Source organism: Chitinibacter sp. ZOR0017, assembly GCF_000799095.1.
GTDB classification, from domain to species: domain Bacteria; phylum Pseudomonadota; class Gammaproteobacteria; order Burkholderiales; family Chitinibacteraceae; genus Chitinibacter; species Chitinibacter tainanensis.
Genome location: NZ_JTLG01000029.1, coordinates 18935 through 37337, shown reverse-complemented (window position 1 = coordinate 37337; position 18403 = coordinate 18935). Strand labels below are relative to the sequence as shown.

The 18403-nt window shown below is 59.2% G+C and carries 16 protein-coding genes and 1 riboswitch; of the genes, 10 read left to right on the top strand and 6 right to left on the bottom strand.

Annotated elements, in window-relative coordinates; all coding sequences use genetic code 11:
* The first annotated feature begins 3 nt into the window (after positions 1 to 3).
* Entirely contained in the window at positions 4 to 3927 is a 3924-nt protein-coding gene (locus L991_RS10200; protein ID WP_047394931.1) for an ATP-binding protein, read from the top strand.
* Between the two features lie 14 nt (positions 3928 to 3941).
* Here L991_RS10200 and L991_RS10195 read toward each other — a convergent pair whose 3' ends face one another.
* On the bottom strand, positions 3942 to 4664 hold the full coding sequence (locus tag L991_RS10195; protein WP_047395088.1) for an SDR family oxidoreductase: 723 nt from the start codon (positions 4662 to 4664) through the stop codon (positions 3942 to 3944).
* A 119-nt stretch (positions 4665 to 4783) separates the two neighbouring features.
* Between L991_RS10195 and L991_RS10190 the strand changes: the two genes are divergently transcribed.
* Positions 4784 to 5635, top strand: coding sequence for a LysR family transcriptional regulator (locus tag L991_RS10190; protein ID WP_052190806.1), 852 nt, complete (start codon positions 4784 to 4786; stop codon positions 5633 to 5635).
* Here L991_RS10190 and L991_RS10185 read toward each other — a convergent pair.
* The 5 genes from L991_RS10185 to metK form a co-directional block, all read right to left on the bottom strand.
* The gene (locus L991_RS10185; RefSeq protein WP_081986627.1) at positions 5616 to 6434 is read right to left on the bottom strand and encodes a dienelactone hydrolase family protein; all 819 of its coding nucleotides are present in this window, start codon (positions 6432 to 6434) and stop codon (positions 5616 to 5618) included. The genes L991_RS10190 and L991_RS10185 overlap by 20 nt on opposite strands.
* An 11-nt stretch (positions 6435 to 6445) precedes the next feature.
* Positions 6446 to 6712, bottom strand: a complete 267-nt coding sequence (locus L991_RS10180) for a Rho-binding antiterminator (protein ID WP_156129045.1) — start codon at positions 6710 to 6712, stop codon at positions 6446 to 6448.
* A gap of 69 nt (positions 6713 to 6781) precedes the next feature.
* Positions 6782 to 8188 carry an adenosylhomocysteinase gene (ahcY, locus tag L991_RS10175; RefSeq protein ID WP_374749643.1) on the bottom strand — a complete coding sequence of 469 codons (1407 nt, stop codon included), beginning with the start codon at positions 8186 to 8188 and terminating at the stop codon, positions 6782 to 6784.
* Positions 8189 to 8275: 87 nt separating this feature from the next.
* Positions 8276 to 8364: riboswitch (S-adenosyl-L-homocysteine riboswitch) on the bottom strand.
* 79 nt (positions 8365 to 8443) lie between these two features.
* Complete coding sequence (locus L991_RS10170; protein ID WP_047394925.1) at positions 8444 to 8896, bottom strand: hypothetical protein; 453 nt, start codon at positions 8894 to 8896, stop codon at positions 8444 to 8446.
* Between the two features lie 142 nt (positions 8897 to 9038).
* Complete coding sequence (gene metK, locus L991_RS10165; RefSeq protein WP_028450260.1) at positions 9039 to 10208, bottom strand: methionine adenosyltransferase; 1170 nt, start codon at positions 10206 to 10208, stop codon at positions 9039 to 9041.
* 84 nt (positions 10209 to 10292) lie between these two features.
* Between metK and L991_RS10160 the strand changes: the two genes are divergently transcribed.
* The 8 genes from L991_RS10160 (at position 10293) to L991_RS10125 (ending at position 18300) form a co-directional block, all read left to right on the top strand.
* Entirely contained in the window at positions 10293 to 11180 is an 888-nt protein-coding gene (locus L991_RS10160) for a lysophospholipid acyltransferase family protein (RefSeq protein ID WP_047394922.1), read from the top strand.
* The gene (locus tag L991_RS10155) at positions 11177 to 12037 is read left to right on the top strand and encodes a lysophospholipid acyltransferase family protein (RefSeq protein WP_047394919.1); all 861 of its coding nucleotides are present in this window, start codon (positions 11177 to 11179) and stop codon (positions 12035 to 12037) included. The genes L991_RS10160 and L991_RS10155 overlap by 4 nt, the downstream gene beginning before the upstream one ends.
* A 309-nt stretch (positions 12038 to 12346) precedes the next feature.
* Entirely contained in the window at positions 12347 to 13486 is a 1140-nt protein-coding gene (locus L991_RS10150; RefSeq protein ID WP_047395077.1) for an imelysin family protein, read from the top strand.
* Positions 13487 to 13514: 28 nt separating this feature from the next.
* Positions 13515 to 13754: a hypothetical protein gene (locus L991_RS10145; protein ID WP_047394916.1), complete on the top strand. Its 240-nt coding sequence runs from the start codon at positions 13515 to 13517 to the stop codon at positions 13752 to 13754.
* A 97-nt stretch (positions 13755 to 13851) separates the two neighbouring features.
* Positions 13852 to 15243 (top strand): di-heme oxidoredictase family protein, encoded by a 1392-nt coding sequence (locus L991_RS10140; protein WP_047394913.1) that lies wholly within the window; start codon positions 13852 to 13854, stop codon positions 15241 to 15243.
* A gap of 13 nt (positions 15244 to 15256) precedes the next feature.
* Positions 15257 to 16249, top strand: coding sequence for an imelysin family protein (locus L991_RS10135; protein WP_047394910.1), 993 nt, complete (start codon positions 15257 to 15259; stop codon positions 16247 to 16249).
* Positions 16250 to 16262: 13 nt separating this feature from the next.
* Positions 16263 to 17321, top strand: coding sequence for a DUF1513 domain-containing protein (locus L991_RS10130; RefSeq protein WP_052190804.1), 1059 nt, complete (start codon positions 16263 to 16265; stop codon positions 17319 to 17321).
* Between the two features lie 184 nt (positions 17322 to 17505).
* On the top strand, positions 17506 to 18300 hold the full coding sequence (locus tag L991_RS10125) for an EAL domain-containing protein (protein ID WP_052190803.1): 795 nt from the start codon (positions 17506 to 17508) through the stop codon (positions 18298 to 18300).
* Positions 18301 to 18403: the final 103 nt, after the last annotated feature.

The following is an 18403-nucleotide window of genomic DNA, read 5'->3' as shown; positions in this document are numbered from 1 at the left end:
GCCATGCCCGCCCGCTTTGCTTGGCGCTGGTGGTTAATAAGCCTACTGCTCGCAGGGCTCGCGGGCTGGGCCACAGTGCAGTGGCAAGCGGCACAGCAGCAGGCGTCCCAGCAAACCCATTTGCAATTGCTGGCGCATGATCTGGCGTTAGAGATTCGCTCCAATACCAGTGAAGGACGCGTACTGGGTGCCGCCCAGCTGATGGGGCGCACCTCGGCCAGTGTGCGCGGCAGCCTACTGGGCGAGGCGAGCGCCATGGCGCGCCTGGTCGAAGATAGCCAGCATGTGTTGCGGCAATTTGGCGCCGAGAGCACCTACCTACTGAGCGGCACCGGCCAGGTACTGGCCTACACCGACAACCAAAACCGCCAGTTGCTGCTGGGCGAACAGCTGGGGCAGCGCCCGTACTGGCAGCAAGCCATGCGCGGTGAAGCGCATATTTATCCGGCCATTGGTATTCATTCGCATGAGCGCGGCCTCTACTTCGCTGCCCCGGTGTGGTTGCCGCAAGTGCCACACTATCCGCAAGGCGTGCTGGTCATCAAAATGGGCGGTGACTTTATTGATGGGCTGCTGCGCAAGCACGGCTCGCGTGCCTGGCTACTTTCGCCCGATGGGCTGATTTTTGGCAGCAGCCAACCGGGGGATTTATTTCAGTGGCTAAAGCCGCTCGCCGCCGATGATTTACTGGCTTTGCGCCAGCTGCATCAATTTGATGCCTTGCTGGGCAATACCCCACTCAGCCTGCTGGATTGGGCGCCAGCGGGCTCGGGCGAGCTGCGACTGGGTAGCATGCGCTATATGGTGGCTGAATCCCAACTGAGCTGGCCCGACCCGCGCGGAACCTGGAAAGTCATGGTGCTACAAGATCGCAGCCAGCTCTCGCCCTGGTGGCATTGGCTACCCTTAGCGAGCCTGGCTAGCATTCTGGTCTTGGTGGCGAGCTTGTTGCTGCATGCCCGCCAGCGCTGGCGGGCGCTGCAACAGCGCCATCAGGACGAGCAAGCCGCCGCCGCGCGGCAATTGCAGGAGCGGGAAACCGCGTTTCGCACTCTGGCTGAAAATGCCTCGGATGTGATCATGCGCTTTACCCCCGATGGCCGGCTGCTGTATGCCAGCCCGGCGCTGTTTCGGCAATTGCGGCAGCCGCCGCGCGAGGTCAGCACCTGTCGGCTGGCCGATTTGGGCTTTAGCGCCAGCGAAGCGGCCGAACGTGAAGCCGCCATTGCCAGCGTGAGCCAGCTGGCGCAACCACTGCGCCGCAGTTTTGCCTATGGGCTGGCCGAGCAATGGCGCGAATGGATGCTCACACCCGAGCTGAATGCGCACGGGCAGGTGCAAAGCGTGCTCGTCACCTCGCGCGACATCAGCGAGCAGCTGGCGCAGCAGACAGCGCTGGCCAATGCCAAACAAGCGGCCGAATTGGCGCGACAGCAGATGGTGGACTTATCCAACACCCTGCCGCTGGCGGTCTTTCAATATCGCCAGCAAGGGGAAGCAGGCGAATTTACCTTCCTCAGCGCCAAAACCGCCGAGCTATTTGGCGTGAGTCTGCAGGAAATCTACGCCGATCCGGCGCAGCGCTGGCGGCATGTGCCGCTGGCGGAAATGCAGCAGGCCCGCAGCGAAATCCGCGCGGCCATTGCCGAGCGGCGAACGGCAGATGTGCAACATACCGTGCTGCTGGCGGGCGAGCTGCATCACATTCGCACCGTGGGTGTGCCGGCGCGTGGCGCCGATGGGCAAGATTACTGGAATGGCTTTTTTATGGATATCACTCGCGCGGTAGAGCAAGCCGCCGCGCTGGAGCAAGCCCGCCACACCGCCGAAGCCGCCACCGAAGCCAAATCTCGCTTTCTGGCCAATATCAGCCACGAGATCCGCACTCCACTGAATGCCGTACTGGGTCTGGCGCATCTGGCGGCGAAACACAGCGACAATCCGCGCCAGCACGATTACCTAAACAAAATCAGTCATGCCGGCCAGGTATTGCTCAGCCTGATTAATGACCTGCTTGATTTCTCGAAGATCGAAGCCGATCGGCTCACTTTAGAGCAGATTCCTTTTTCGTTAAGCGACGTGCTCGCCCAGGTTGCGACGGTCACTGCCGGGCGGGCGCAAGAAAAAGGCCTGCACTATTGGTTTGATCTGCCCCCCACCCTGCCCGAGCAGTGGCAAGGCGATCCGCTGCGGCTGGGGCAAGTGCTGATCAATCTACTCAATAACGCGATCAAATTCACCGCCCATGGCGAAGTGAGCCTGCACTTGCAGGCCATTCAGGAGGGGGATGCTTGCTGGCTTAGCGCCGCTGTGCGCGATACCGGCGTGGGCATGCAGCCCGAGCAGCTGGCGCGGCTGTTTCAGCCTTTCACGCAGGCCGATAGCTCAACCACCCGCCAATTTGGCGGCACCGGCCTGGGGCTGAGTATTGCGCAGCGACTGGTTCAGCTGATGGCGGGCGAAATCAGCGTCGAAAGTACCCCCGAGCAAGGCAGCGTATTTCGTTTTAAGGTGCGGCTCAGCGCCAGCGCCGCCGCCACGCCCATTCAGCCGCCCACGCGCGGCCATGTCACTCTATTGAGCCGGCATACGGGGCTCGCGCAGCTGGCCCAGCGCTATTGCCCGGCAACGACGTTTCAGCAAGTCATCGACGATAGCCCGCTTGGGCCGAGTGAGTGCTATTTACTGGATGTGCTGTTTGCGCCAGCAACCAGCCTGCTGGCCATCGCCCGCCAGCTACAAGCGCAGCAGCCCGCGGCCGAGCTATGGCTGCTGGGCGAACCGGCCGCCGAAGATTGGCCAGCTTGGCAAGCGCTGGGTGCGCGCGCCATTGCGGCGCCCTACTTGCCCGCAGCTTGGCGAGGCGAAGCCCAAAGCATTACGCCAAGCGCACCGACGCTGCGCTTTGCCCCCGCCAGTGTGCTGGTGGTGGAAGACAACGCCATCAATCAGCAAATTGCCTGCGAATTATTGGCCGAGCTGGGCCTGCACGCCTGCGTGGCCGGTGATGGCCAGGCCGCGCTAGAGCAACTGAGCGCCGCGCCTGCGGCCCATGCCTTGGTCTTGATGGATATTCAAATGCCGCGGCTAGATGGCTATGCCGCCACGCGCGCCATTCGCCGCTTGCCGGCGCTGGCCACGCTGCCGATTATTGCCATGACCGCCAACACCAGCGCCGAGGATCAGGCCGCAGTGCGCGCTGCCGGCATGAATGATTACCTCAGCAAACCGATTGACCCGCAGCAGCTGGCCCAAACGCTGAGCAAATACCTGAGGTATTCCGCTGTAGATATTGAAAATGATAGCCTACAGAGCAATACCCCTAACGATAATCAATGGCAATGCCTAGACTACCCCCAGGCGCTGCGCCGGCTAGCCAATAAGGCCGACACCCTCAACCACCTACTGGGCGATTTTGCTCGTAACTATCAACAGGCCGCGGCCACGCTCGCCACCCACATCGCCAGCGCCGATTGGGCCAGCGCGCAGCGGCTGGCGCATACGCTGAAAGGCGTTGCCGGCAATCTGGGGCTGCAGCGTATTCCCACGCTGGCGGCCGAGCTGGAAAACGCCTGCGCTCCCGCCGCCGCCCAGCCTGCCGCTGCTGAGGCGCTACTGGCTGAATTGGCCAAGGCGCTAAGCAGCGCCTGCGCCGAAATTCAGGCCAAGCTACCTGCGCCAACCAGCCCCTCCGAGGCCACCGCCCCGCTACTCAGCCCAGCCGAGCTACTGAATGAGCTGGAAATACTGCAGCTTTGGCTCGAAAGCAATGATCGCCGCGCTAGCGCCGCCTTTGCCCGCTTGCGCCCAAGTATCGCGGCGCATTACCCAAGGGCCGAGCTGGCCGCACTGCAAGCGGCGCTGGATGACTATGATTTTGCGCCACTGGCAGACTGGGTAGCCCAAACCCTGACCAGCCCAGCCTAAATCCGCCGCGTGGTTTAGGCGGGCTGGCGCGTGGCGGCCAGTACGATTTCGCGAATACACACCGACTGCGGCGCCTGATAGGCGTACAACACCGCTTGCGCCACCTCGCTGGCGGCCAAAACACCACCCATCGCGGTTTTCCAGTCTTCGTAGCCCGCCTTGATTTGCGCATCGGTAGTGTGGCTTAACAGCTCGGTTTCCACTGCGCCCGGGGCAATGGTAATCACCCGCACATTGTGCTCGGCCACTTCTTCGCGCAGATTTTCGCTCAGTGCATGCACCGCAAATTTGGTGCCGCAATAGGCGGCATGGTTAGGGAAAGTTTTGCGCCCAGCGATCGAGCTGATATTGATAATGGTGCCATGCTGGCGCGCTACCATGCCGGGCAAGACACTGTGAATGCCATTCAATACGCCGCCGATATTCACATCCAGCATACGCTGCCATTCGCCCGGCGCTTGCTCGGCCATTTTGCCCAGCAACATCACTCCGGCGTTATTCACCAGCAAATCAGCCGGGCCATACAGCGCCTCGGCCTCGGCCACCGCGGCCTGTACCGCGGCGCCATCGCAGACATCCACACTGCGGCACAGGGTATTGGGCAGATTCAGCGCTTGCAGCCGCTCAATGCGGCGAGCCAACAGCAGCATGGGGTGGCCCAAGGCCGCTACCTGGCGGGCTAATTCAGCGCCGATCCCTGAGCTGGCACCGGTGATAATGACTAGTTTCTTTTGCATGATGGTATCCTTTGGTTCTGTAATCGCCATTAATAATGGCTTGCGATGAAAGAGAGTGTATTCCCCGGCCATAAGCGGCGTAAAATGGGAAATATCGCTGGCTGCTATCGGTTTAATCTATGGATACCCGTCACCTCAAGGCCTTTCTGGCGGTGTTTGAAGAGCGTAATATCACGCTGGCCGCCCAGCGGCTGTTTATCACCCAGCCCACTTTGTCGGTCACCATCCGCCAGCTGGAAGACGAGCTGGCGACGCCGTTGTTTATCCGCGAGCCACGCGGCGTAGCCGTCACCGAAGCGGCACGGCTACTGTATCCGCAAGCGCAGCGTCTGCTGGCGCAACTGGCCGGCATTCGCCAGCAATTCACCGCCCAACATCATTGCCAGCCGCTGGCGCTGGGCGTGGCGGCCGATGTACCCCGACAGGCGGTGAATTATTGGCTAGCGGTGTTGGCCAGCGCATTGCCAGCGATACAGTGGCAATTACAAGCTGGCTGCGCCGGCGATGTGCGGCTCGCGACCGAGGCGGAGCGCTGCGAGGATGAGTTATTTCTACCGCTGCTGGATGACCCGCTGTGTGTGGTCGCGCCCCGCGATTGGTCACAAGATAAGCCGCTTGAGCAGCTGCACGATATTGCACTGGATGACTGGATTTTATGCCCGGATGCGCCGAGCCAGCAGCAGCTATTGGCGCTGCTGGGGGTGGATACGGTGGCGATGCAAACCAATCATCGGGCTAATACCCTGCCACTGGTCTTGCAGCTGGTCGAGGCGGGCCAAGGCTGGGCGCTGGTGCCCGCCAGCCTCGCCGCCGATTATGCCGTACGCCCAGTGACGCTCGCGCAAACACTGCCCAGCATCCGCTATGGTTTGTGCTACCGCGCCGCTCTGCTGGAGCAGCCGATTCATAATCAAGCGGTGGCCGCGCTCAGCGCTGCCCCCGTCTTTATGGCTACACCCCGAAGCGCTTGAACCACGCCAGCATCGCTGCCCACGCATCTTGCGCCGCGGCGGCGTTGTAGCTGGGGCGATAGTCGGCGTTAAAACCATGCGCGGCCGTATCGTAAATCTGGAAGGCAAACGATTGCTTTTGCGCTTTGAGCGCCGCCTGCATTTGCGCCACGCTCTCAAGCGAAATGCCTTTATCCTGCCCGGCATACAGGCCCAGCACTGGCGCTTTTAGCTGGCTGACCACATCAATGGGCTGGCGCGGCGTATTTGGATTTGTTGGCCCCACCAAGCGGCCATACCAAGCCACGCCGGCTTTTACCTTGGGGGTATGTGCTGCATACAGCCATGTAATGCGGCCGCCCCAGCAATACCCCGTTACCGCCAGGCGCTGCGGATCACCACCTTGGCTGGTAGCCCAGGCGGCGGTGGCATCCAGATCGGCCAGCACTTCGGCATCGGGCACTTTACTCACCAGCTCGCGAATCAGGCTATCCACATCGGCATACTGCCGCGCATCGCCATAGCGGTAAAAAAATTCAGGCGCGATGGCCAGATAGCCCTGCTTGGCCAGCCGGCGGCATAAATCCTGAATATGCTCGTGCACACCAAAGATTTCCTGAATCACAATCACAGTTGGCAAGGGGCCAGTGGCCGCCGCGGGCATCGCCCGATAGGCGGGCAGCGGGCCAATCTGCACCATGCCTGCCGTTAGGCCTGTGCTATCGGTTTGCAGCGTGGTCGCGGCCACGGGCTGCACGGCCAGCGCAAAGCCGCTGGCCACAGATGCTTTGAGAAAATCACGGCGAGTTTCGGTGGTCATCATTATCCTCGTTAGCGGATCTGGATTAAGGCAAAACGTGGGGGCTGCGCCAGCGACTCGATCGACACCAACTGATCAAGCCGGATCTCTTGCACAGCACCAGCACATTCAACGACAAAATACTCAATCTGTTCACGCACCCGCACATCGCAGGCTACGGCCTGCAGGCACGTGCCATCGTGGAGCACCAGTTGCACCGGCTCGCGGTGCATGGCGGTGATTTCCAGATAATCGTAGGCGGCGCAGGCAATCGGGGTATAAGTAGCAGGGGTACTCATCACGACCTCGATATCTTTTTGATGCGCTGACAAACAAAAACGCCCACAAGGGGCGTTTTTGCGAGTTGCTTAGTAGCGATAGTGCGCTGGCTTGTAAGGGCCATCCACTGGCACGCCGATGTAGGCGGCTTGCTCAGGGCTCAGCACGGTCAGCTTCGCGCCGATTTTCTGCAAGTGCAAACGGGCTACCATTTCATCCAGATGTTTTGGCAATACATACACGCCCACTGGATATTGCTCACGTTTAGTGAACAACTCGATTTGCGCCAGTACCTGGTTGGCAAACGAGTTGGACATCACGAATGATGGGTGGCCGGTTGCGCAACCCAAGTTCACCAAGCGGCCTTCAGCCAACAAGATGATGCGTTTGCCGTCCGGGAATTCGATGTGGTCAACCTGTGGTTTGATATTGTCCCAGTTGTATTGGCGCAGGCTCGCCACTTCGATTTCTGAGTCGAAGTGACCGATATTGCAGACAATCGCATTGTGGCGCATCGCTTTCATGTGATCGTGCGTAATCACGCCAACGTTACCGGTAGTGGTAACGAAAATGTCGGCTTCGCCGGCCACATCGTCCATCCGCACCACGCGGTAGCCTTCCATCGCCGCTTGCAGCGCGCAGATTGGATCAATTTCAGTAACCCAAACCGTTGCCCCCAGGCCGCGCAGTGATTGCGCACAACCTTTACCCACGTCGCCGTAGCCCAAGACTACCGCCACTTTACCGGCGATCATCACGTCGGTTGCACGTTTGATCCCGTCAACCAATGATTCGCGGCAGCCGTACAGGTTGTCGAATTTTGATTTAGTTACCGAGTCGTTCACGTTGATCGCAGGGAAAGCCAGTTTGCCTTGCTCGTGCATCTGGTACAGACGGTGTACGCCGGTGGTGGTTTCTTCGGTTACGCCGATGATGTGTTTCAGGCGCGTTGAGTACCATGTTGGATCTTTGGCGATTTGCGCTTTGATCGCGGCGTACAGTACGGTTTCTTCTTCGTTGGTTGGATTCGCAACGAGGCTCAAGTCGCTTTCCGCGCGTGCGCCCAAATGCAGCAACAGCGTGGCATCGCCGCCGTCGTCCAGAATCATATTGGCAAATTCACCGTTACCAAAGTCGAAAATGCGGTGCGTGAATTCCCAGTATTCTTCCAGCGATTCGCCTTTGTACGCGAACACGGGCGTGCCCGCCGCAGCGATTGCTGCTGCAGCGTGGTCTTGCGTCGAGAAAATATTGCACGATACCCAGCGTACATCTGCGCCCAATGCTTTCAGCGCTTCGATCAAGACGCCAGTTTGGATCGTCATATGCAGCGAACCGGCAATGCGCGCACCTTTCAATGGCTGTTGCGCGCCAAATTGGTCGCGCACGGCCATCAGGCCTGGCATTTCAGTTTCGGCAATGCTCAGCTCTTTGCGGCCCCAGGCGGCAAGGCTGATATCGGCTACGTGATAGTCTTTGAATTCGGCCACGATAATGCTCCATGTGGCCGGGTCGATGCTCACCTTAAGTCGGCAACAGATGGTGTGCTGCAGCGACGGTCATCGAACCCGGCAGGGTTTAACGATAGGTGAGCGCCGTTAAATTGGATAAGCACCGAGCCTGACTCACGCGGCCCGGGTAGGGCCGGCGGGCTGCAGCGCCCCTCGGTGTGGGGCAATTTTAGCGTAAATTAGCGCCGTTGGCTGCCTACTTTCAGGCTAGTCAACTGATGGGCGGCAAGGACTATACGCCTATTCGCTTGCATTGGGCAGCGCGCCACTGGCCGCCAGCGCAATCGCCTCGGTAGGCTCGGCATCGACGGGCGCCGGCCGCTGCAGCAGCACCCGCGCCTGAGTTGTCGCTTCATTCACTAGGGTATCTGGCTCCGTGGCTTGCTCAACAAAGCCTGCCGCCAGATACACCGGCAGGGCATCTGGGCTCGCCACGGCCCAGCAGGCTTCGCGCCCGATCCAGCGGCCCAGCTGCTGCAATAAGGTGGCCAGCACTTCGTCATCGCGGGCAATCACACTATCTAGCCGGATCACTCCAGCCATCACCACGCGCAGTGCGCCACAAAGCTCGCCCTCGGTTTCGGCCAGCAACACCATATCGGCCAGTGTCGGCTCGGCCTGACCGGCCGCTTTAAACCACGGCGCGAGTTTGCGGTATTCGGGTGGGGAGGCGAGTCGAGTAACAATGCGCATGATGCTGCTCCAGTTTTTGATTTATGGGGATTTATGAGCTGATTTCAGCACAGGGATAAGACAATGATCTTGATCTGTATCTCCCTCGCTCAAAAAAGGCATAAAAAAAGCCGCCCGAAGGCGGCTTTTAGCTAGCGCAAGATTACAGGCCTGCCGCAGCTTTGAGCTGCTCAACCTTATCGGTGCGCTCCCAAGAGAAATCAGGCTCTTCGCGACCAAAGTGGCCGTAGGCAGCAGTGCGGCCATACACTGGGCGCTGCAGATCCAGCATCTGGATAATACCTTTCGGGCGCAGATCGAAGTTATTCTGGATCAGTTCCACAATCGCTTCGTTCGGAATCACGCCAGTGCCCCAGGTGTCGACCATGATCGATACCGGTTTAGCCACGCCAATCGCGTATGACACCTGCACCAGACATTGCTTGGCAATGCCGGCTGCCACGATGTTTTTCGCGACATAGCGCAGCGCATAAGCGGCGGAGCGATCCACTTTGGATGGGTCTTTACCCGAGAAAGCGCCGCCACCGTGTGGCGCGGCACCGCCGTAGGTATCCACGATGATTTTACGGCCAGTCAGGCCGCAATCGCCCATTGGGCCGCCGATCACGAAACGACCAGTTGGGTTCACCATGAATTTGGTGTTTTCAGTGACCCACTCGGCCGGCAATACCGGCTTGATCACATGCTCGATCACCGCAGCCGACAATTCTTCGTGCGATACATCCGGGTGGTGCTGGGTTGACAGTACCACGGTATCCACTTCTTTCACTTTGCCGGTTTCGCCATCGTAACGCAGGGTCACTTGCGATTTGGCATCGGGGCGCAGCCAAGGCAGGCGGCCATCTTTGCGCAATTCAGCTTGGCGCTGTACCAGACGGTGGGCGTAGTAAATCGATGCCGGCATCAGTTGGGCCGTTTCATCGCAAGCGTAGCCAAACATCAGGCCCTGATCGCCAGCGCCCATGTCCAGATCGATACCTTCGCCTTCGTTCACGCCTTGGGCGATATCGGGCGACTGTTTGTCGTAGGCCACCAGTACGGCACACGTTTTGTAATCAAAGCCGATGTCGGAATGATCGTAGCCAATGCGTTTGATGGTATCGCGGGCGATCTGGATGTAATCGATGTTCGCGGTGGTGGTGATTTCACCGGCCAGCACAACCAACCCCGTGTTCACCAGAGTCTCGGCTGCCACACGGGCCGTTTTATCCTGAGTCAGAATGGCATCCAGAATCGCGTCGGAAATCTGGTCTGCCACCTTGTCCGGATGGCCTTCAGAAACCGATTCGGAAGTAAACAGAAAGTCTTTCATTGCAGTATTGTCCTCGGTTACATGACCCCTTTTGGGCCAATCGCAGCTACAATCGGCATTTGATTCCGGCTTTCAACATTGTCAATGCTGCTGACCATTACCAAACTCTTTGCCCGACTGCCACTGCCCTTGCTGCAAGCGCTAGGCTGGATCGTTGGCTGGCTGGTGTGGTGGGGCTCCCCCCGTCACCGGCGCGTGCTGCGAACCAATCTAAGGTTAAGTGCGATTGCGAAAAATAGCCGCGATTATAACCGATTATTACACTCAAGTATTCCTGCCCATGGCATCGCGGCCCTCGAATTTTTACCGCACTGGATGAGACCTTTGCATGGCCTCACGGCCTTGGTGCGCGAGAAACGCGGCTGGGAGCATGTTGAAGCCGCGCTGACCAGCGGTCGGCCGATTATATTTATGTCGCCCCATTTGGGCGCGCTAGAGATGACCGGCGTCTGCGTCGCCGGGCTCATCCCACGCAAACTGGCCCCGCTGTATCGCCCGCCCAAACAGCCCTATCTTGAGCCACTGATGATCTATTCACGCTCGCGCGGCGGCGCCGAGCCCGCCCCGGCCAATGCCGCTGGCGTGCGCGTGCTACTCAAAACCCTCAAGCAAGGCGGCGTGGCCTATCTGCTGCCCGATCAAGTGCCGGGCGGCGGCGAAGGCGTGTGGGCGCCTTTTTTTGGGCAGCCGGCCTACACCATGATTTTGCTGGCCAAAATGGCCCGCGCCAGCAATGCCATTATTCTGCCCTGCTATACCGAACGCCTCGGCATTGGCCGTGGCTACCGCTTTCATGTGCAGCCGTTTGTGGGTGAGCTTACCGGCGAGCCCGAGCATGACGCCACAGTGATGAATCAAAATCTGGAAGACCTGATCCGCCAGATCCCCGAGCAATATTTCTGGAGCTACAGCCGCTTTAAACACCCGGCAGGGGCACCACTGCCGCCTAGCTACCCGTCGGAGGCCGCATGAGTACCCGCCTGCTCGCCGCCCTGTTGTGGCTACTGCACTGGATTCCCTTCCCGCTGATGCGCTGGGTCAGCATGCCGATCGGGCTGCTGCTTTACGCCACGCTCAAACGCCGCCGCCATATTGGCGAAACCAATTTGCGCCTGTGCTTCCCCGCTTGGCCGCCCGTCCAGCGCGCGCAGGTGTTGCGCCAGCATTTTTGTCAGGCCGCGCATTTGTTTCTGGCCTACAGCATTTTGTATTGGGGCAGTGCCGCCCGCATTCGCCGCTTGGTACGGGTTGAAGGCGAAGAACATCTGGCGGCGCAGGCCGGCCAGCCGGTGATTTTGCTCTCGCCGCACTTCTTGGGGCTGGATTTTGGTGGCGTGCGCTACGCGATGGAACACGATGGCTCGGCCTATCTGGCCTCGCAGCGCGGTGCGTTTAATGAAATTAGCCTGCGCATCCGCCGGCGCTTTCGCCAGCCTTTGCTGGTACCCCGCGCCGACGGTATCCGGCCGATTATTCGCGCTTTAAAGCAGGGCATTGCCTTTTACTACCTGCCTGATCAGGATTTGGGCCCGAAAGAATCGATCTTTGTGCCGTTTTTTGGCGTGCCTACCGCCACCATCCCGGCGCTCTCACGCATTGCCAAAATGAGCGGTGCCGCGGTCATCCCGATGATCGCCACACTGCGTGGCTCGCAGCTGGTGTTGCGCTACGAAGCGGCGTGGGACAATTTCCCCAGCGCCGATGCAGCGGCCGATACCTTGCGCATGAATCAGTTTATCGAGCGCAAAGTGCTGGAATATCCTAGCCAGTATTTCTGGCTGCACCGCCGCTTTAAAACCCGCCCCGAAGGCGAAGCCAGCGTTTACTAGGAGTAGGTATTGCGCTGTAGGGCAATAAGAGCAATAGCCTACAGCGCATACCCCAAAGCAATATCCCACCCCGATCACCCGGACACCGCCAGCACCAGCCTCAGGCCAAGCCGCGTTTGCCGGCTCATCGGCTGCGCTCGCTCCACGGTGGTTACGCCGAGTGCTTACGCCACCCGCGCAGCAAGCTGGCCGCAGGCGCGGCCCAACCCTGCCGGGCCAGCTCTTGCCATTGAGAAGCGTTATCAAATACACTGAGAATCATTCTATTTTAATAACGACACAGCGGCCCCTAGCCGCGAGCGAGCGATGATGAAAAAACTAGCCCTTGCCCTGCTTTGCAGCGGCCTGCTGCACGCCGCGCCAGCCATGGCCGCAGACATCACCCAACAACAAGTCATCAGCCAATACGCCACGCAGGTAGCGGCCGGCTACCAAGACAGCTTGGCGAGCGCGCGCGAGATGCAAGCCAAGATCGACGCCTTTATCGCCAACCCATCTGCCGACACACAAAAGGCCGCCCAAGCCGCATGGCTGGAAGCGCGCGAATGGTATGGCCAGACCGAAGCTTTCCGGTTTTACGGCGGCCCAATTGATAGTGAAACCGGCCCGGAAGGCTTTATCAACGCCTGGCCGCTCGATGAAGCGTATATCGACTATGTGAAAGGCAAGGCAAAAGCCGGCATTATCAATAGCAAAACGCCAATTACCGAAGCCAAATTGCGCAGCCTGAACGAGCGCGGCGGCGAAGAAAACATCGCCACCGGCTGGCACGCGATTGAGTTTTTGCTGTGGGGCCAAGACTTGAGCCGCGATAGCGCCGGCCAGCGCCCATACAGCGACTACACCACCGCGCCGAACGCCAAACGCCGCGGCGAATACCTCAAATTAGTCACGCAAATGCTGGTGGATGACTTGGCCAGCGTGGAAAAAGAATGGCAGCCCAACCAAAAGAATTTCCGCGCCCAGTTTGAAAAAGGCGGCCAAGATAGCATCAAGAAAATCTTCACCAGCCTCGGCACTTTAAGCCGTGGCGAGCTGGCGGGCGAGCGCATTGAAGTGGCGCTGGATACGCAAAACCAGGAAGACGAGCATTCGTGCTTCTCGGATAACACCCACCGCGATATCGTGGCCAACGCCAAAGGCATTCAAAACGTGTGGGAAGGCCGCTTTGTACGCCGCTCGGGCGAAGTGCTCGAAGGCGCGAGTCTGAAAGCGCTGGTGGCACAGAAAAATGCTGAAGTCGCCGACGCAGTGAGCCACGATATGGCCACCAGCGTGCAAGCCGCCGAAGCGATCCAAGCGCCGTTTGATCGCGAAATCGTCGGCAAAAAAGACGCGCCGGGCCGCAAACGCGTGCAAGCGGTGGTGGAATCGCTGAAAAATCAGACTAAAAATCTAGTGAATGCAGCCAAAGAGCTGGGCATTAAACGGCTGAATACCAGCGTTTAAGGCGACTCAATCCTGATCGAGCAAGCAAATGGCCAAATTTTTAGCATGCATCCTTGGGGCGTTAGTGGTGTTACTCGCGTTCCCAGACCACAGTTTTGTGCAAACGCTGCGCAATGAAAGCCTTGAGGTCGTTGTGGTCTTGCTGCTGGGCATTGCCATTGCGCTCGGTCTGGCGCTGTACGTGTTTTACCGCTGCAATCGCGCCAAGCTAGAGCGATTGGGGGTCAGCGGTAAATGGGCGGATTACATCGCCCTTTTCAAACGATAAGGCGCTGGCTCAAATTATCAACAAATACAGCTAACTGATTAGCGCTTACAAAACCTCAGCCCACGGGCTGGGGTTTTGTCATTGTTAGGGAAACCCGATGAAAACCAAACTCACCCTACTGGGCTGCTTGCTCGCGGGCTCGGTGCTGGCGTATGAAGGCGCGGCGCTGCTCGCGGCGTTTGAGCCCGCCGAGGAAACGCCCGGCGGCGAAGTCGGCACTACCGACGATCACGGCAAAAACGCCTTCTCGCTGCCCTACCCGGGCCTCACCGATCAGCAAAAAACCGATTTTGTGGTCGGTAATTCCTTCTTTAAAAAAGCCTGGGTAGAAGCACCGTCATCGACCAAAGCGCGCGATGGCCTAGGCCCGCACTTTGTCGCGCAATCGTGCGGCGCCTGTCATACGCTCGATGGTCGCGGCGCGCCGCCCGACTTTAGCAATGGCATTCAGCAAGAGCAGCCAATGGCCTTGCTGATTCGTCTGTCGATTCCCGGCCAGAAGCCCGATCCAGTCTACGGCGGCCAGCTCAATAATCGCGCCATTCCGCATGTGAAGCCCGAAGGCCAGGTGCAGATTAAATATGAGCCCATCACCGGCCAATTTGCCGATGGCACGCCGTATGAACTACTGAAACCGCACTACAAAATCACCGATTTAGCCTACGGGGCTATGCATAAAGACGTGATGCTCTCCCCCCGTATTGCCCCGCAGATGATTGGTCTCGGGCTATTAGAGGCAATACCCGAGAAGGTCATCCTTGCCAATGCGGCCAAGCAAAAGGCCGACAATAAAGGCATCGCTGGCGAGCCCAACTATGTGTACGACGCCTTTGCCAAAAAAGAGCTCATCGGCCGCTTTGGCTGGAAGGCCAATGTCGCCTCGATTGGCCATCAAAGCGCGGGCGCTTTCTTGGGCGATATCGGCATTACCTCGAGCATCAACCCGCACGAAGACTGCATGCCAGCGCAGACTGATTGCAAAAAAGCACCGAGCGGTGGCAAACCCGAAATCGACGACAAAACGCTAAAACAGGTGATTTTGTATTCGCAAACGCTGGCTGTACCGACCCGCCGCGATGCCGACAGCGCCGCCGTGCTGCGTGGCAAGCAGATTTTCAACGACGCCAATTGCGTCAGCTGCCATACCCCAAGCTATAAAACGGGTGAATTCAAAGCCATTCCGCAGCTGGCAAATCAGACCATTTATCCGTACACCGACTTGCTGCTGCACGATATGGGCGAAGGTTTGGCCGATGGTCGCCCCGATGGCCGCGCCAATGGCCGCCAGTGGAAAACCCCGCCGCTGTGGGGCTTGGGGCTGGTGCATACCGTGAACGGCCACACGCGCTTTTTGCACGATGGCCGCGCGCGTAACCTGATGGAAGCGGTGCTCTGGCACGGCGGTGAAGCCGCAGCCAGCCAGCAATATGTACTGAAACTCACGGCGCAGGATAGGGAAAACCTGTTGACCTTCCTTAATTCGCTCTAAGCCCGAGGCCACTATGCGCAACTCATTGCTTTTTACCACTCTGCTGCTGGCGCTGACGCAGCTCGCCCAAGCCGCCGAGCCCGAATTTAGCGGCCCCGAGCCCACTGCCGCGCAAGCCCAGCAATGGCTGGACGAAGGCTATCTGCCACGCCAGCAGGCGCTGACCAGCGCGGCCGAGCAGCTGGCCAGCCGCAGCACCACGCTGTGCGCCAAACCCGACGAAGCGCAGCTGCAAGCCACCCGCCAAGCTTGGCTAGCCACCAGCAGCGCCTGGCGCGCGCTGGATGGCGCACCGGCCGGGCCGATGGTGCTGGCGCGGCTGGGCCGCAAAATTGATTTTCGCCCCACCCGCATCGCGGAGCTCGAAGCCGCCATCAGCGGTGGGCCAGCCAATGTGGCCACTCAGGGGCTGGGCGCAGCCGAATACCTGCTGTGGGGCGATAATCAGCCCAAGGCACAGCTGGCCAAGCTGAAAAACCCAGCTCGCTGCGGGTATCTGCAGCAAATCAGCCAGCAGATTGCCACTGAGACACATACCCTCGATGAAGGCTGGCGGATTTATCGCGAGCAGCTGGGCGCAGAGAACCCGTTTTTCCGCCGCAATATGTTTTCTGAGCATGTGAACCTACTGATCGCCAGCCTGACCGGGCTGGGTAAACGCATGCCCACCGCCGACGCGGTAAGCGCCGAGCAGTTTGTGGAATGGCGCAGCGGCAGCAGCAAAGCCCAGCTTCTGGCACAGCTGCAAGGGGCAGCGCAGGCCTATGGCGGCATTAGCCGGCAATTACAGGCCGATGGCCATAGCGCGCTGGATCAGCGCATGCAGCAAGCCCTCACGAGCGCCCAAAGTAGCTGCGGCCAGCTGCCCGCCAACCTCGACAAGGCCACCAGCGCCGCGCGGCTGGGCTGCAGCAAAGCCATCCAGCAGGCCCGCAAAATCCTGCAAGATCAGGTTGCGGAAAAGCTCGACCTGACGCTGGGCTTTACCGAAGGCGACGGAGATTAAGCGATGGTGATGCATGCCTAGCCGCCGCGATTTTCTGCGCTGTTCGCTGCAAATTAGCGCCATTTCGCTACTTAGCCCGTGGGTGAAAGCCAGCGAGCCGGCGCCCACCCTGCTGAGTGCCTACTGGGGCGAGACCGTCAATGGCTTTGGCGCGATCAATGGCAAAGGGGTTGACCTACCTAGCCGTGGCCACGCCATTTTGCCCTTGCCCGATGGCGAGGCGATTGTGCTTAGCCGCCGACTGGGGTTGTGGCTGGCCCGCATCAACTGGCAGCGTGGCGAGCTACTGCAGCTGGCTGACGCGGCCTTTGACCGGCACTTTTTCGGCCACGCCCTGCTCACCCCCGATGCGTCAACCTTATTGACCACCGAAAACAACGACGACACCAGCGCCGGCCTGCTGGGCATTTACGAAGCCCACACCTTTAAGCGGCTGGGCGAAATACCCTCCGGGGGCATTGGCCCGCATGAATTGCTATGGCTAGTACCGGGCAAGATAATAGCGGTAGCGAATGGCGGGATTCTCACCCTGCCGGAAACCGGTCGCACCAAACTCAATCGTGGCGCCATGAACCCAAGCGTGGCGCTGCTCGAATGGCCATCGGGCAAATTGCTGGCCAATTACAGCCTGCCGGATAAAGCCCTCAGCCTGCGCCATCTGGCGCGCGCCAGCGACGGCACGCTGGGCGTTGCCATGCAGGCCGAATACGCTAGCGCCAGCCAGCATCGCGATGCGCCGCTACTGGCCCTGCTGCCGCCCGGTGGCGAGCGGCTGATCCTCGCCGAGCAGCCCGCGGGGCTAATGGGCTACGGCGCCAGCATTGCGGCAGTGGGGAACGAGTTTCTCATCAGCGCCATGCGCGGCAACCAGCTGGCCCGCTGGCGCAGCGACGGCAGCCCTTTGCCAGCCCTCGCCATCCCCCGCCCCGCAGGCATCGCCAGCCGCGGCCTACAGGCCTGGATTAGCAGCGAAGAAGGCGGCCTCTACCAGTATCAGGCTGCAGACCAATCCATTCAAAGGCTAGCGGGCTATACCCAGCAAAAATGGGATAACCATTTGGTAATTGCCTAAGCCAGAGACCGAGCTTAGCGCCGCTAAATCGGCCGAGCAACAGAGGTGCAATTTATTAAAAACTGGACCCCTGACTAGCTGAAACACTCACGAAACGCTTGGCATGGCCCTCAGAACTACCGAGTAAAACCGGCTATGCTGCTTAGGTTGAGCGTAATTTATTGCACCAAAAAGAGAGTCGAGCATGCAGAAAAACCAGATCACGCCCGCATTTCAGGGGCATTTTCAGTCGATCGGTTGTGACCAATGCCGCAATCTGGACGATCTAGGCTTTGATTTTACGATGGCGTTCCAACCGATCTGGGATGTCACGAAAGCCCGGCCATTTGCCTATGAAGCCCTGATTCGGGGAAAGAACGGCGAAACCGCAGCAGATATTCTGAGCCAGGTGAATGATGGCAACCGCTATAAATTCGACCAAGCCTGCCGAGTTAAGGCGATTGAATTAGCCGCGGGGCTCGGTTTGCAGCATCTGCCTGATTGCCTACTCTCGATTAATTTTTTACCCAATGCAGTTTATCGCCCTGAAACTTGCATTCGCGCCACTCTCGAAGCTGCCGAGCGTTTCCAGTTTCCAACCGATCGGCTGATGTTTGAAGTCACGGAAGGCGAAAGAGTCGTGGATAGCGAGCATCTGATTGGCATTTTTGCGGCCTATCGCCAGCGCGGCTTCACCACAGCCATCGATGATTTCGGGGCCGGATATTCAGGGCTGAATTTGCTCGCGACTTTTCAGCCCGACATTCTGAAGATTGATATGGAATTGACGCGGGGCATTAATCACAGCGCCAGCCGGCAAGCTATTCTGGCGGGTATTTTGCTCACCTGCTCGCATTTAAATATCCAAGCCATCGCCGAAGGCGTAGAAACTGCCGATGAATTCGCGGTATTAAATGCCATGGGCGTTCATCTTTTTCAGGGCTATTACTTTGCCAAACCACACATCGAAGCATTACCCACGGTGAGTGTTGGCAAATAAAAGTAGTGATAGCGCCATCTTAAGCAAACTCGGCACAGTGATCTGCCTCAGCGGCACAGTTAATTCATCCCCCGATCTGCCTCGCCCTTCAGACGCCCAAACA

Coding starts and splice junctions, on each gene's coding strand:
- L991_RS10200 (WP_047394931.1), top strand. CDS start 4: ATGCCCGCCCGCTTTGCTTGGCGCTGGTGGTTAATAAGCCTACTGCTC.
- L991_RS10195 (WP_047395088.1), bottom strand. CDS start 4,664: ATGCAAAAGAAACTAGTCATTATCACCGGTGCCAGCTCAGGGATCGGC.
- L991_RS10190 (WP_052190806.1), top strand. CDS start 4,784: ATGGATACCCGTCACCTCAAGGCCTTTCTGGCGGTGTTTGAAGAGCGT.
- L991_RS10185 (WP_081986627.1), bottom strand. CDS start 6,434: ATGACCACCGAAACTCGCCGTGATTTTCTCAAAGCATCTGTGGCCAGC.
- L991_RS10180 (WP_156129045.1), bottom strand. CDS start 6,712: ATGAGTACCCCTGCTACTTATACCCCGATTGCCTGCGCCGCCTACGAT.
- L991_RS10170 (WP_047394925.1), bottom strand. CDS start 8,896: ATGCGCATTGTTACTCGACTCGCCTCCCCACCCGAATACCGCAAACTC.
- metK (WP_028450260.1), bottom strand. CDS start 10,208: ATGAAAGACTTTCTGTTTACTTCCGAATCGGTTTCTGAAGGCCATCCG.
- L991_RS10160 (WP_047394922.1), top strand. CDS start 10,293: ATGCTGCTGACCATTACCAAACTCTTTGCCCGACTGCCACTGCCCTTG.
- L991_RS10155 (WP_047394919.1), top strand. CDS start 11,177: ATGAGTACCCGCCTGCTCGCCGCCCTGTTGTGGCTACTGCACTGGATT.
- L991_RS10150 (WP_047395077.1), top strand. CDS start 12,347: ATGAAAAAACTAGCCCTTGCCCTGCTTTGCAGCGGCCTGCTGCACGCC.
- L991_RS10145 (WP_047394916.1), top strand. CDS start 13,515: ATGGCCAAATTTTTAGCATGCATCCTTGGGGCGTTAGTGGTGTTACTC.
- L991_RS10140 (WP_047394913.1), top strand. CDS start 13,852: ATGAAAACCAAACTCACCCTACTGGGCTGCTTGCTCGCGGGCTCGGTG.
- L991_RS10135 (WP_047394910.1), top strand. CDS start 15,257: ATGCGCAACTCATTGCTTTTTACCACTCTGCTGCTGGCGCTGACGCAG.
- L991_RS10130 (WP_052190804.1), top strand. CDS start 16,263: ATGCCTAGCCGCCGCGATTTTCTGCGCTGTTCGCTGCAAATTAGCGCC.
- L991_RS10125 (WP_052190803.1), top strand. CDS start 17,506: ATGCAGAAAAACCAGATCACGCCCGCATTTCAGGGGCATTTTCAGTCG.